Annotated in this window: 15 protein-coding genes and 2 tRNA genes; 5 read left to right on the top strand and 12 right to left on the bottom strand. The window is 69.5% G+C overall.

Annotated features, from left to right (window positions below; translation table 11 throughout):
- The first annotated feature begins 164 nt into the window (after positions 1–164).
- The 5 genes from caldi_RS14465 to caldi_RS14485 all read left to right on the top strand — a co-directional run bounded on the left by caldi_RS14465 (position 165) and on the right by caldi_RS14485 (position 4,374).
- Positions 165–779 (top strand): DUF6431 domain-containing protein, encoded by a 615-nt coding sequence (locus caldi_RS14465; RefSeq protein WP_264842460.1) that lies wholly within the window; start codon positions 165–167, stop codon positions 777–779.
- A 97-nt stretch (positions 780–876) separates the two neighbouring features.
- Positions 877–2,262, top strand: coding sequence for a DDE-type integrase/transposase/recombinase (locus caldi_RS14470; protein WP_264841556.1), 1,386 nt, complete (start codon positions 877–879; stop codon positions 2,260–2,262).
- Positions 2,263–2,285: 23 nt separating this feature from the next.
- Positions 2,286–3,092 carry an ExeA family protein gene (locus caldi_RS14475; RefSeq protein WP_264841555.1) on the top strand — a complete coding sequence of 269 codons (807 nt, stop codon included), beginning with the start codon at positions 2,286–2,288 and terminating at the stop codon, positions 3,090–3,092.
- Complete coding sequence (locus tag caldi_RS14480; RefSeq protein WP_264841554.1) at positions 3,089–3,412, top strand: hypothetical protein; 324 nt, start codon at positions 3,089–3,091, stop codon at positions 3,410–3,412. The genes caldi_RS14475 and caldi_RS14480 overlap by 4 nt, the downstream gene beginning before the upstream one ends.
- A gap of 158 nt (positions 3,413–3,570) precedes the next feature.
- Entirely contained in the window at positions 3,571–4,374 is an 804-nt protein-coding gene (locus tag caldi_RS14485) for an IS701 family transposase (RefSeq protein ID WP_264844820.1), read from the top strand.
- Positions 4,375–5,292: 918 nt separating this feature from the next.
- Here the strand turns inward: caldi_RS14485 and caldi_RS14490 are convergent.
- The 12 genes from caldi_RS14490 to caldi_RS14545 all read right to left on the bottom strand — a co-directional run bounded on the left by caldi_RS14490 (position 5,293) and on the right by caldi_RS14545 (position 12,643).
- Positions 5,293–5,368, bottom strand: a tRNA-Thr gene (locus caldi_RS14490).
- A gap of 73 nt (positions 5,369–5,441) precedes the next feature.
- Positions 5,442–5,515 (bottom strand) — tRNA-Gly (locus caldi_RS14495).
- A gap of 150 nt (positions 5,516–5,665) precedes the next feature.
- Positions 5,666–6,973 carry an adenylosuccinate synthase gene (locus caldi_RS14500; RefSeq protein ID WP_264842461.1) on the bottom strand — a complete coding sequence of 436 codons (1,308 nt, stop codon included), beginning with the start codon at positions 6,971–6,973 and terminating at the stop codon, positions 5,666–5,668.
- 158 nt (positions 6,974–7,131) lie between these two features.
- Positions 7,132–8,481, bottom strand: coding sequence for a replicative DNA helicase (gene dnaB / locus caldi_RS14505; RefSeq protein WP_264842462.1), 1,350 nt, complete (start codon positions 8,479–8,481; stop codon positions 7,132–7,134).
- A gap of 16 nt (positions 8,482–8,497) precedes the next feature.
- A complete protein-coding gene (rplI, locus tag caldi_RS14510) occupies positions 8,498–8,944 on the bottom strand; it encodes a 50S ribosomal protein L9 (protein WP_264842464.1) in 447 nt (148 codons plus the stop codon).
- A gap of 40 nt (positions 8,945–8,984) precedes the next feature.
- Positions 8,985–9,344: a MazG-like family protein gene (locus caldi_RS14515; RefSeq protein ID WP_264842466.1), complete on the bottom strand. Its 360-nt coding sequence runs from the start codon at positions 9,342–9,344 to the stop codon at positions 8,985–8,987.
- Between the two features lie 243 nt (positions 9,345–9,587).
- Complete coding sequence (gene rpsR, locus caldi_RS14520; protein ID WP_264842468.1) at positions 9,588–9,818, bottom strand: 30S ribosomal protein S18; 231 nt, start codon at positions 9,816–9,818, stop codon at positions 9,588–9,590.
- Between the two features lie 18 nt (positions 9,819–9,836).
- Positions 9,837–10,265 (bottom strand): single-stranded DNA-binding protein, encoded by a 429-nt coding sequence (locus caldi_RS14525; protein ID WP_264842469.1) that lies wholly within the window; start codon positions 10,263–10,265, stop codon positions 9,837–9,839.
- A gap of 87 nt (positions 10,266–10,352) precedes the next feature.
- Positions 10,353–10,640: a 30S ribosomal protein S6 gene (gene rpsF, locus caldi_RS14530; protein ID WP_264842471.1), complete on the bottom strand. Its 288-nt coding sequence runs from the start codon at positions 10,638–10,640 to the stop codon at positions 10,353–10,355.
- Between the two features lie 145 nt (positions 10,641–10,785).
- Positions 10,786–11,070 carry a DUF951 domain-containing protein gene (locus caldi_RS14535; RefSeq protein ID WP_264842472.1) on the bottom strand — a complete coding sequence of 95 codons (285 nt, stop codon included), beginning with the start codon at positions 11,068–11,070 and terminating at the stop codon, positions 10,786–10,788.
- An 8-nt stretch (positions 11,071–11,078) separates the two neighbouring features.
- Positions 11,079–11,705 carry a CvpA family protein gene (locus caldi_RS14540; protein WP_264842473.1) on the bottom strand — a complete coding sequence of 209 codons (627 nt, stop codon included), beginning with the start codon at positions 11,703–11,705 and terminating at the stop codon, positions 11,079–11,081.
- On the bottom strand, positions 11,702–12,643 hold the full coding sequence (locus caldi_RS14545; protein ID WP_264842474.1) for a DMT family transporter: 942 nt from the start codon (positions 12,641–12,643) through the stop codon (positions 11,702–11,704). Before caldi_RS14545 ends, caldi_RS14540 begins: the two co-directional genes overlap by 4 nt.
- Position 12,644: the final 1 nt, after the last annotated feature.

Below are 12,644 nucleotides of genomic sequence, written 5' to 3' on the forward strand. Positions count from 1 at the left end.
GACCGGAGTGGTTGGCGCTGGAAGGGGACGAGGAGATGGGTGTGGAAGAGCCTGGGGAGGTCGAGCCTCCCCCTTTTCGCGCGGGGGGTGGAAATAAAGACACCTGCCCCGGGTCGAGTTTCGCAGCCAAGCCCCGGGGCAGGCTTCAGAGGAGTTACCTCTGCGTGTCCATCATACTGCCCCTTGCGGTCTCAGTCAAAGCGTACTTACGCCGGTACGGCCGTGACGGACCCGCACTGGCGCTTCGTTGTGCAGGCTGCGGCCGGCAGATGCGGGAGCATGGCGCCCACCATCGGTCAGTGGTTACCCGCCGGCGCATCTACCGCATCCCCATCTACCGCTGGTTCTGTCCCCGGTGCAAGCACACGTGCTCAGTCCTGCCGGACTTTCTGTGTCCGTACGCCCGCTTTGTCACGCTGCTGCGGGAAGTGGTCGTGCGCCGGCGCCTTCAGCAAGGGAGGTCGTGGAGGGATCTCGCCTGGGAAATCAGTTCACCGGCGGTCAGTGTGGTGTCGGAGCGAACGTTGCGCCGGTGGGTGCGTACGGTTCGCGGTATCGCGGGGACTTGGGGACAGTTCCTGACCGCCTGGCTGCTGGAACAGCGACCCGCCGTCGACGTCTTCACGCTGGTCCCCCGCCACGAGGGTCCCGACGCCGCCCTCCACTTTTTGCTCGCGCTGGGTGACTGGCTCCGGCGGCAGATGCCTGTGGACCCTGTCCGCCACCGTGGGCTGTTTGCGTTCCTGAACAGTTTTTGCGAGGCGCCGGCACCCCTGTGAGGTACGGCTATACCCCCCACCACAAACTTTGTCCCTCCCGGCTGGCTCGGCGTGCCGGCCATAATGGCGGCAACGACGCCAGCAGGGGAGGGATTCCATGGACGAGCAGCAGCGGGAAGAGATCGCCACCTTCCGCTGGAGCCTCATCGCCCCCGTACTGACCCAGAACCTGAGCCCGTCCGAGCGCCAGCGCCTGTTGCGGGAGATCGCCGGGCACCCGCACGAGATCCCTTCCAGTGACAAGACCCGAGTCGGGCTCAGGACGCTGCAGCGCTGGGTCCAGGCCTACCGGCAGCACGGGTTCGAGGGGCTCAAACCGCACACCCGGGCGGATGCGGACCAGGGACGGGCCGTTCCCCCGGAGGTCCTGGAAGCGGCGATCGCCTTGCGGCGGGCGGTGCCCGACCGCAGTGTGCAACAGATCATCGCCTTGCTCGAGCTGGACGGAAAGGTCGCACCCGGGCGTCTCAAACGCACCACCCTGGGCCGCTACCTGGCCCGGGCAGGCTGCACCCGCCAGGAGTTGCGCAGCAAAGCCGCCCGGAGTTTGCTCCGCCGGTTTGAGGCCCAACACCGCAACGACCTGTGGCAAGGAGACGTCCTGCACGCCCTGTCGCTGCCGGTGCCGGGACAACCCGGGAAGCGGCGCCAAGTCTACCTCATGGCTTTCCTCGACGACCATAGCCGAGTCGTTTACGGCCAGATGTATTTCGAGGAGAAGCTCCCCCGCCTGGAGGACTGCCTCAAACGCACCATCCTCCGCTACGGCCTGCCCCGCCAGATCTACGTGGACAACGGGGCGATCTACTCCACCCGCCACCTGGCCCGGATCTGCGCCAAGCTCGGGATCCGCCTCAGCCACTCCCGCCCCTACCGACCCCAGGGGCGGGGAAAGGTTGAAAAGTTTTTCCAGTACGTCCGCCGCAGCTTTGTACCCGAAGCGCACGCGCTGGTCGAAGCCGGCCAGCTCCGCACCCTGGACGAACTCAACGAGTTCTTCTGGGCCTGGCTCGAGGTGGCCTACCTCAGTCGCCCCCACGGCAGCACCCACCAGACCCCCCGCCAGCGGTTCGAGGCGGACACCGAGCCCTTGCGCCGCATCGACCCTACGGCCCTGCGGGAGGTGTTCCTCTGGGAGGAGCAGCGGGTCGTCGACAAGACCGGATGCTTCTCCCTGCATGGGAACCGCTACGAGGTCGACGCCGCCCTCAGCGGCCACCGGGTGCTCCTGCGCTACGACCCCTACGACCTCAGCCAGATCCAGGTCTGGCACGAGGGAAAGCGTTTCCCGGACGCTGCCCCCCTCCAGCTCCGCCGCACTCACCACCACGCCGTCCCTGCCCCGGCCCAACCCCCGTCCAGCGACGGGATGAACTTCCTCACCCTGGCCCGCAAGCACCACGAGGCCGAGAAGCAGCGCCGCCTGGGTCAGACCTCTTACGCTCGCCTGGTCGGCCACAAGGACGGTGAGCCGTCACGCTGACCGAGTACTTCGGCCTCAAAGCGGTGCCCTTCGCCAGGGAGATTCCCACCGACCGGCTGTTCCCCGCTCCCCAGCACCAGGAACTGCTTGCTCGCCTCCAGTACGCCATCCGCCACCGCGCGTTCGCGGTCGTCACGGGTGAGGTCGGCGCCGGGAAGTCCACCGCCATCCGGGCCCTGTACGATCAGCTCGACCGGACCCGCCACCTGTTCGTGTACATCGCCGACTCCCGTCTCACCCCCAGCGCGTTCTACCGAGACGTGCTCACCCAGCTTGGGGTGGCCCCGCCTTCTCTGTTCCACGGGCGGGAGGTGAAACGGCTTTTCGAGCGCACCATCCTGGACGGTTACACCACCAACGGCCGTCAGCCAGTGATCGTCATCGACGAGGCCCACCTCCTCAGCGGCGCCATGCTCCAGGAGGTCCGCTTCCTCCTGAACTTCCACATGGACTCCATCTCGCCGCTGACGTTCATCCTCGCCGGCCAGAGCGAACTCCGGGGGCTGCTCCGGCTTCGCACCTTCGAGGCCATCGCCCAGCGGGTTCAGGTGCGCTTCCACCTCACCGGCCTCGGGGAGGCCGAGACTCTGGCCTACATCCAGCACCATCTCCACCTGGCCGGCGCCGACCGGCCCCTCTTCTCCGAGCAGGCCCTGCGCAAGATCGTCACGGAGTCCCGGGGCATCCCGCGGGTCATCAACACGATCTGCACGAGCTGCCTCCTGGACGCTTGCGCCCATGACCAGCGCCTAGTGGAGGAGGCCCACGTCGAGCGGGTGCTGCTGGAGCTGCAGGATACCCAGGCCCCCAGAGGAGGTAGCCCGTGGTGACAGACTTTCGCCTGCAACACGCCGGGGTTTCACTCCGGCTTTACGGGTACGAGATCACCGACCTGCTCGACCTGCTGGAGGCCGCCATCCGGCAGGCCACGACCGGAGATGGGGTCCGGCGCGGCCAGGCGGTCACGGCGTTCATCCTGGGCTACCGTCTGCTCCACCGGTTACGGGACCTGAAGAGCCGGCCCACGTGCCGGCTCGACCTTCCCGTCTTCCGGTATATCGAGGACTACGAGCATTGGTGGTGGCGCCTCTACCGGGAGTTCGTTCACAGCCCCGGGGTCAACCACCCGTACGGCCCTGGTGGATTCTAGTGGCTGCCGGCCCTGCATTTCGGACTCTGGGGCGCATCCTTACCACGGGCTGCGCCCCTTCAGCGCCAGCGGACCGGTCACATCTCATGAACGGCCATGACATCGTCGCTGGTCACCGGAGCGACAAATAGCGCGGGCAGCAACACCGGGCCGGTAGCCTGCCCCTCAACTTCCGGCTGTACCTGCCTGAGGAGTGGGTGAACGATCCCGAGCGGTGCCGGAAAGCAGGCGTTCCGGAAGATGCGATTCAGTACATGCCCATATGGCAGATCGCCCTGGACCTGATCGATGAAGCCGGGCGCTGGCAACTGGTGGACCAGATCGTGAATGCCGATGCAGCGTACGGGCGGGTCACCGAGTTTCGAGAGGGCCTGGGCGAACGCGGTCTGGAGTACGTGGTGGCGGTTGACAGTGACCACATCGGGTGCTGGCTGGGCGAGGTGCCGGCCACCCCTCGGCCCTATCGGGGCCGCGGCCGGCCTTCTACCCGGCCCCACTACGGCGATCACCGACCCCTTTCCACCCTGCAGGTGGCGCAGAGCCTCCCGAAGGAAGCCTGGCAGCAGGTCACCTGGGACCAGGGCTGCAAGGGCCACTTGCGCTCCCGTTTCGCCGCTGTTCGTGTCCATAGGGCCCACAGCTACCAGGCAGGTGCGCCGCCGCGGACGGAAGAGTGGCTGCTCATCGAATGGCCGGAGGGGGAACTGAAGCCGACGGACTACTGGCTCTCGAACCTACGGGCCGATACCCCGCTCGAACGCTTGGTTCGTTTGGCCAAGATGCGCCGGCACACTGAACAGGACTACCAGCAGCTCAAAGAAGAGCTTGGGCTGGACCACTTCGAGGGCCGAAGTTGGCTGGGATGGAACCGGCACGTGACCCTGGTGATGATCGCTTTTCCCTTCCTCCTCCAGGAGCGGTTGCGAGGGCAAAAGGGGGGCACTCTCGTGAGCTTCCCGTAACCCTAGCCCAGGTCCGGTGTATGTTGCAGTATCTCCTCGCAACGTGGACCGGCGTCTGTATGACGGGCGGCCGCCCGCTCCCTCGCAAATTCCAATTCCATCCCCGCCGTAAACGGAGTAGTACTAGGCATCCTGGCACACTGCCCCAGCGGATTCAACGCCGGCCTCGGAGCCCGGCTTCGGGACCAGACGCACCCGCCTGTTCGTCTGGGAATGGCAGAAAGAACATCAAGGCATGGCAGCAGATGTTCATCAGCGCCGTCAACGCCTGCCGCACCCGCGCGCCGTCTGGCAACCCAGGTTCGATCGCGGTACACAAAGAGAAAAGCCCCCGGGTTAACCTCCAGGGGCCTTGTACTTTTTGCACGAGTCTCTGCCACAGGACCGGATTTTCAGCCTGCGTACCCTAGGCCCTAGCACGGGATCATCCAGGAGAGCGGCTATGTGCGGGCAGTAGTCGTACAGGCCGGACCCCCAGCACTTCCAGCAGACTCTGCCACCGTTTGGCAGGTCCCTGAACCGCTGCGACCGCACGCCGCACCTAGGACACCGCTCACCCTCCCAATCGTCCAGAGTCCCTTCTGCGGTCACGGGTCCGGCCCCCTTTGCGCCTAGCGGCGCATGCCTGCGGGGTTTTTGGGCCGCCTGGGGGCGGCCCTAAGGCGAGAGTGGACGTGAAAGGACGCCAGGGGGGCCGCTTTCCCCGACTCACCCCCGACCGCTCGGCGGTGGTTTTGCCCTTCTCCGACATCCCGTGAGATGCATCCCGTGGAACCGGGCGGCCCCCGGGCTGTGTACCCCAGGGGCCGTGGTGCTCATCCGCGGGCCGTTCCCGGGATTCGGGCTGGTTTCATGGGATTCTCATGGTATAACTCAGCCAACCGCCCGCGTACCGAACCCCGCAACCCGCTTATAGACTGGAGCCGACGGTGGGACTCGAACCCACGACCTGCCGATTACGAATCGGCTGCTCTACCGGCTGAGCTACGTCGGCGGGAAGCCGACCGGAAGTATATCACAGGCCCCATGTCCGCGCAACGCCCCCCGGCAGACCGGGGGGCTCCGCGTGGAGCGGGTGATGGGAGTCGAACCCACGTCGCCAGCTTGGGAAGCTGGAGTTCTACCGTTGAACTACACCCGCACGTCCCGGCGACCTTCCTTGTCCGGCACCGGCACGGCCTATTATACACGGGCCGGGCCCGCCGCGCAACCGGAACGAACCGGTGGCCGCGCCAGCCGGTAGGGCCCGGCTCCCCCGGCGCACGGGCCGGGGGGCCGGGCCCCAGCGCGCTCAGGCCCGGGTGCGGGCGACGAACAGGTCGCGGCGGTGGATCGCCTGGTGCCGCTCGTACCCGATCCCGAGCACGGCGACCGGCACGCCCGTCTCCGCCTCGATCAGCTCCACGTACCGCCGGGCGGCGGCGGGGAGCTCCTCGTACCGCGTCGCCCGGGCGATCTCCTCGCCCCACCCCTCGAGCTCCTCGTACACGGGCTCCATCCGGGCGAGGGCCCGGAGGCCGACCGGGAACTCCCGGACGACCTCCCCGGTCTCCCGGTCCCGGTAGGCGACGGCCACCCGCAGCTTCTGGAGACCGGCCAGGGTGTCGAGGCGGGTGACGGCGAGGTCGGTCAGGCCGCTCACCCGGGCGGAGTAGCGGACCATGACCAGGTCGAGCCAGCCGACCCGGCGCGGCCGCCCGGTGACGGTGCCGTACTCGTGACCGGCCTCCCGGATCCAGTCGCCGGTGGCGCCCTTCAGCTCGGTCGGGAACGGGCCCTCGCCGACCCGCGACGTGTAGGCCTTGACCACGCCGATCACCCGGTCGATCCGGGTGGGTCCGACCCCGGCGCCGATGCAGGCGCCCCCGGCGATGGGGTGGGACGCGGTCACGTACGGGTAGGTGCCGAAGTCGATGTCGAGGAGCGTGCCCTGCGCGCCCTCGAAGAGGACGTTCTTGCCCTTCTCCACCGCCTCGCCGATGATCTCCACGGTGTTGGCCACGTACGGCCGGATGCGCTCGGCGAGGGCGAGGTACTCGTCCGCGATCTCCCGCAGCGTGAACCCGGGCAGCCCGTAGACCCGCTCCAGGAGCGCGTTCTTCTCGGCCAGGACGGCTTCGAGGCGGCGCTCGAACTCGTCCTTTTCCAGGAGGTCGACCACCCGGAGCCCGACCCGGGCGAACTTGTCCATGTACGCCGGTCCGATGCCCCGGCGGGTGGTGCCGATCTTGTTGGCGCCCTTGCGGTCCTCGTCGGCCTCGTCGATGCGGATGTGGTACGGCATGATGAGGTGTGCCGCCGGGCTGATCCGGAGCCCGGCCAGGTCGACGCCCTGGCCGGCCAGGTAGTCCATCTCCTCCACCAGGACCCGGGGGTCGATGACCACGCCGTGCCCGATGACGCAGACGGTGCCGGGGTAGAGGATGCCCGACGGGATCAGGCGCAACTTGAACTGCCGGCCGTCCACCCACACGGTGTGCCCTGCGTTGTTCCCGCCCTGGTACCGCACCACCACGTCGGCCTGGGCGGAGAGGTAGTCGATGATCTTGCCCTTTCCTTCGTCGCCCCACTGGGTGCCCACGAGGACCACTGCCGGCAAGGCTGCCACCCCCCGAAGGCTGCGAAGGCGGCCCTCGCCGGGGCCGCCGGACCGGTTTCAATGTAGCACCCGAACCAGATCGTGTCAACGGAAGTGCCGAACGTTATCCGCGAAACTCCGGGTAAAGTTCGCCCTCAGAGCCGAACGGGGTCGGCTCGCTATCCGGAGGAGGATCGGCGTTCCAGCATCATGAACTTGCCGATCTCCTTCATGAAGTAGAGTTCCACCGAATCGACGGGGCCGTTGCGCTGCTTGGCGATGATGACCTCACAGAGGTTCGGCTTCTCCGATTCCTGGTTGTAGTAGTCGTCCCGGTACAGGAAGATCACCACGTCGGCGTCCTGCTCGAGCGAGCCGGACTCGCGCAGGTCGGAGAGAAGCGGCCGCTTGTCGTTGCGGGACTCCACCGCCCGGCTGAGCTGCGACAGGGCGATCACCGGCACGCGGAGCTCGCGGGCCAGCGCCTTGAGCGACCGGGAGATCTCGGCCACCTCCTGGACCCGGTTCTCGCTCGCCCGCCGGCCGCCCGCCCCGGACAGCGTCATGAGCTGGAGGTAGTCGACGATCACCATGTCGAGCCCGTGCTCGGCCTGGATGCGGCGGGCACGGGAACGGAGGTCGGCCAGTGGGATGTTCGGTGTGTCGTCGATGAAGATGTTCGCCTCGGCCAGCCGGCTGAGCCCCGCCGAGAGGCGGTGCCAGTCGTCGTCCAGGAGCTGGCCGGTGCGGAGGCGGTGGGCGTCGACCGCCGCCTCCATCGACAGGAGCCGCATGGCGACCTGCTCGCGGGACATCTCCAGGCTGAACAGCGCCACGGTCCGGCCGGCCATCGCCGCGTTCCGGGCGAGGTTCAGCACGAAGGCCGTCTTGCCCATGGAGGGGCGCGCGGCGATGATGATGAGGTCCGACGGCTGCCAGCCCGACGTGAGGCGGTCGAGCTCCCTGTAGCCGCTCGGGACCCCCGTGGTGCCGCCCTTGTGGCTGTAGAGGAACTCGATGTGGTCGAAGGCGGCGTACAGCGCCTCCCGGATGTGTTCGTAGCCCCGGGCCGGCCGCCGCTGGGTGACGCCGAGGATGAGCGACTCGGCCTGGCTCAGCATCGCGTCGGCGTCCTCCGCGTCGTACGCCTCTTCGATGATCTGCCGCGCCGCCTGCTGAAGCCGCCGCAACATGGCCTTCTGCTCGACGATGAGGGCGTACGCCTCGGCGTTCGCCGCCGTGGGCACGAGCCCCTGCAGGTACGTGAGGTAGGTCAGCCCGCCCGCTTCCTCGAGCTGGCCGGCGCGCCGGAGTTCCTCCGAGACGGTGATGAGGTCGACCGGCTCGCCCCGGGCCGCCAGCGCCTGCATGGCCTGGAAGATCACGCGGTGGCGGTCTGCGTAGAAGTCCTCGGGGGACAGGATGCCGGCGACCTGGAGCGCGGCGTCGCGCTCGAGGAGCATCGCCCCGAGGACGGACTGCTCCGCCTCGAGGTTCTGCGGCGGGACCCGCTCGGAGAAGGTGCTCACGCGCGCTACCCCCGCTTCACGCCTCCACCACGTGCACCTTGACCTCGGCCACCACGTCCGGCGCCAGGCGGACCTGCACCGGAAAGACGCCCAGCGAGCGGATGGGCTCCTTCAGCTCCACCTTGCGCCGGTCGAACTCCGAGCCGGTCAGGCGGCCGATCGCCTCGGCGACGTCCCTCGCGGTGACCGAACCGAACAGCCGCCCACCCTCGCCGACACGTGCCGGCACCCGAACCGTCTGCCCGTGCAGGCGGTCCCGCAGCGCGCGGGCCTCGCGGGCCATCCGCTCCTGGCGGGCCCGCTCCGCCGACCGCTCCACCTCCAGGCTGCGCATGGCCCCCTCGGAGGCCTCGACGGCCAGCCCCCGCGGGAGAAGGTAGTTGCGCCCGTAGCCTTCGGCGACGGTGACCAGGTCGCCCTTGCGGCCCAGCCCCTTCACGTCTTGCTTCAAGATGACCTTCATCGACCTGCCAGTCCCTCCAGGCGGGCGCGGCCCGGTGCCGCTACAGGGAACTCCCTTCCTGTTCGGCCAGGCCGACCCGCGCCTCCCGGCGTGAGTCTCGGAAGTGACGGGAAAGCGCGCTCAGATCCCCGTACCAGCGTTCCACCTCGTGGCCGGCGTCCAGGTGGCGGCGCACCTGGTCTGCGACCTTGAGGTCGAGACGCGTGTAGCTGTATCCGAGGCGGCGCGCCAGCAGATACGCGACGAGCACGATGTGAGCAAGGCTGTCGAGCACGAGGTCGTCCGCGCCCCGCAGCATGCCCCGGAACAGGTCGCCCACTGCCGCCAGGAGTTCGGCCTTGAGCCACTCGATCGTTCGCAGGCCTCGCGCGACCCCTGCATCCCGGGCCAGAGGAGACACCTCCCTGGCGCTGACTGCCCGGCGCCGACTCGCGCCTTCGACCGGTGCGTAGCACGTTCCATTCGGCGGCGCACGGCCCATCCCCTGCCGCGGGGGCGCCATTTTTCCCGTCCCGCCGGGCCGGAACCGGGGCGGTCCGGGGGGCTGCCCCGGGGAACGAAAAGGGCGCCCGGGCCTCGCGCCCGGGCACCCCGCCGGATACCCACCGCATCGCCGGTTCGCGTGGCCTCGCGCCACCCGCCGTCAGTCCACCGTGAAGGGCAGGAGGGCCATGATCCGGGCCCGCTTGATCGCCCGGGTGAGCTGGCGCTGGTGGCGGGCGCAGTTTCCCGAGATCCGCCGGGGCAGGATCTTGCCCCGCTCGGTGATGAACCGCTTCAGCCGGCCCGCATCCTTGTAGTCGACGTTCTCGATCTTGTCGACGCACCAAGAGCAAACCCGCTTCTTGGGGCGCCGGCCGCGCTCGCGCCGCATGCCCCCGACTCCTTTCCGTCAGAACGGGATGTCGTCGTCCTCGCCCGGGCTGAACTCGGTGCCCAGGCCCGCGGGCTCGCCGGCTTCGACCCGCTCGCCGCCGGTCCCGCTCTCCGGGCCGCGGCCCGGACCCTGCGGGAAGAACCGCACGGACGAGGCGACCACCTCGTACGCCGTCCGGCGGCTGCCGTCCTGCGCCTCGTACTGGCGCATCTGGAGCCGCCCCTCGACCAGGACCAGCCGGCCCTTGGTGAGGTACTGGCTCACGGTCTCCGCCTGGCGCTCCCACACGGAGATGTCGATGAAGTCCGCTTGCCGTTCGCCCTGCGGGCCGGGGGCCCCCCGGTCCACGGCGAGCCGGAAGTGGGCCACCGCCTTGCCCTGGGCGGTGTACCGGAGCTCGGGATCACGGGTGAGCCTGCCGACGAGGATGACCCGGTTGTACACTGCCTCACCCCCGCTCCCGCCACGCCTTCCCGGGGCGGGCCGCGCCCGACCTCCGGGCGGCTACCTGTGCCCGGCGGCCCCCGGACCTCACTCCTCCGGGCGAACGATGATGTGGCGGATCACTTCATCCGTGATTCGCAGCACCCGGTCCAGTTCCTTCGGGACCTCGGTCCCGGCGCGGAAGTTCAGGACCGCGTAGTAGCCATCGCGGAAGTTCCGGATCTCGTAGGCGAGCCTGCGCTTGCCCCAGAGATCCTCCTTCTCGACGACGCCACCGCCGGTGGTGATGATCCCCTTGGCCTTCTCGACGACGGCCTTCGTGGCCTCCTCCTCGAGGTCCGGGCGCACCACCATCATGAGCTCGTAGCTCCGCACGGCGCGTCACCTCCTCCCCGTGGACGTGTGGCCCCCCGTCCCGGCGGGGGGCAGGGAGTGACGCCGGGCCCTGCCCGGCGAGCACGGCCCGCATTGTACCATGCGGTTCTGTGACGGGCAATCCACTGCTGTGGGATCTCAACCCTCATCGCTGCCGGCCCTTCCGCTGCCCGGGGCGCGGCGGCAGCACGACCGGCGGTGCCCCCTCTCCATGGGGCCAGCGCTGGCGAACCGCCTTCTCGAACTTCGGGCGCGGGATCATCACGCGGTGGCCGCAACCCCGGCAGCGGAGGCCGAAGTCGAGCCCGGTCCGGTAGATCTCCCACTGGTCGGAACCGCAGGGGTGCGGCTTCTTGAGCCGCACCACGTCGCCGATCTCGTACCGGACGATCTCCACCACGCCCACCTCCGGGCAGTCGGAAAACGGCATGAGCCCGTCTAGACGAACGGGTCGGTGAACGGCGACGTCCGCCCGAAGAGCAGCGACGAGACCAGGCCATAGACCCGGAGGAGGAACCCCGCCACCCGCGAGGTCGCCACCACCCGGCCCAAGGGCTCCAGGAAGGGCAGCGCCGTGAGGGAGGAGAGCACCCCCAGCCCCGCCGCGAGGAAGATGCCGGAGACCACCCCCGCCAGCACGGCCCCCATGATGCGGTTTGCCGGGCCCACGAGCGGCATGGCGTTGGCCAGGCCGCCGAGGCGGTTCGCCAGCATCCCGGCGAGGGACGAGAGCAGGAGGAACAGCCCGAAGAAGACCACGGCCGAAAGGAGGTTCTGGGCCAGCGCGGCGGCCAGCCCCCGGCCGGGCTCGATCCCCTCCGCGCCGAGCCACCCCGCCATGGCCCTCTCCAGCGACGACAGGACACCGAAGCGTGCCTGGAGCCAGGCGGCGACGACCCGGGAGTACCGGCCGGCGATGACGAGCGCGCCGAGGTACCCGGCGTACCCCAGCACGACGGCCACGAACCCGCGCCGCAGCCCTTGAACGGCAGAGAGGCCCAGCACGGCCATGAGGATCAGGTCGAGGCCGCTGAGAGACGTCACCGGCCCCGGCAGCGCGCTCACCCCCCACGGGTCTGGGCCGCCCGGACGAACCAGGCGATGCCGGCCAGGATCACCGCCCCGCCCAGCAGGACGAGGGGCCCCGGGCGGTCGCCGAGGATGAACCAGGCGAGCACCGCCCCCGCCAGCGGCTCGCCCAGAACGCTCACGGACACCAGGCCCGCGCGGACGTAGCCGAGCGCCCAGTTCATGACGGTGTGGCCCAGGAGGGTGGGGAACACCGCGAGGGCCAGGAACACCGCCCAGTCGGCGGCGGCGAAGCCGGCGAGCGGTACCCCGGCCAAGAGGCCCACGCCCAGCAGCACGGCTGCGGCGACCCCGTACACGGTGGCGGCGTAACCCACGACGTCGAGCCGCCGGCGCAGCACCCGGCCGAGGGTCACGTACCCCGCGAACGTGGCGGCCCCTGCCAGCGCCAGGAGGTCGCCGTACAGGACCGCCCGTCCCCCGCCCCAGTCGCCCCAGGCGATCAGCGCCCCGCCGGCCACGGCGAGCGCCACCCCCGCGAGCGCGCGTGCGGGCGTGCGCTCCCCGAGCACGCGAGCCGCGATGGCCGTCACGAGGAACGGATGGGTGGAGACGAGCACCGTCGAACTCGCCACCGACGTGTAGTCCAGGCTGGCGATCCAGGTGGCGAAGTGCGCCGCCAGGAAGGCCCCGGAGGCCACCGCCAGGCCCAGGTCGCGCCCCCGCGGCCACGCCACGGGGCGCCGGCGCAAGAGAACGGGGGCGAGAACCAGGGGGATCGAGAACGCCAGGCGCCAGAACGCCTTGGCCACTGCCGGCGCGCCGCTGAGACGTACCCAGATCGACGAGGAAGCCGCGGCCAGCACGGCCAGGATCAGCGCCAGGTGAGCCAGGGTCTCCGGGGCGACCGCCCCGACCGGCGGGGCCTCCCGCTCCGGCGAACCACCGGGTCGTGCGCCGCCCAGGCCCCCCACC

The organism is Caldinitratiruptor microaerophilus (assembly GCF_025999835.1).
Classification (GTDB): Bacteria; Bacillota; Sulfobacillia; order Symbiobacteriales; family ZC4RG38; genus Caldinitratiruptor; species Caldinitratiruptor microaerophilus.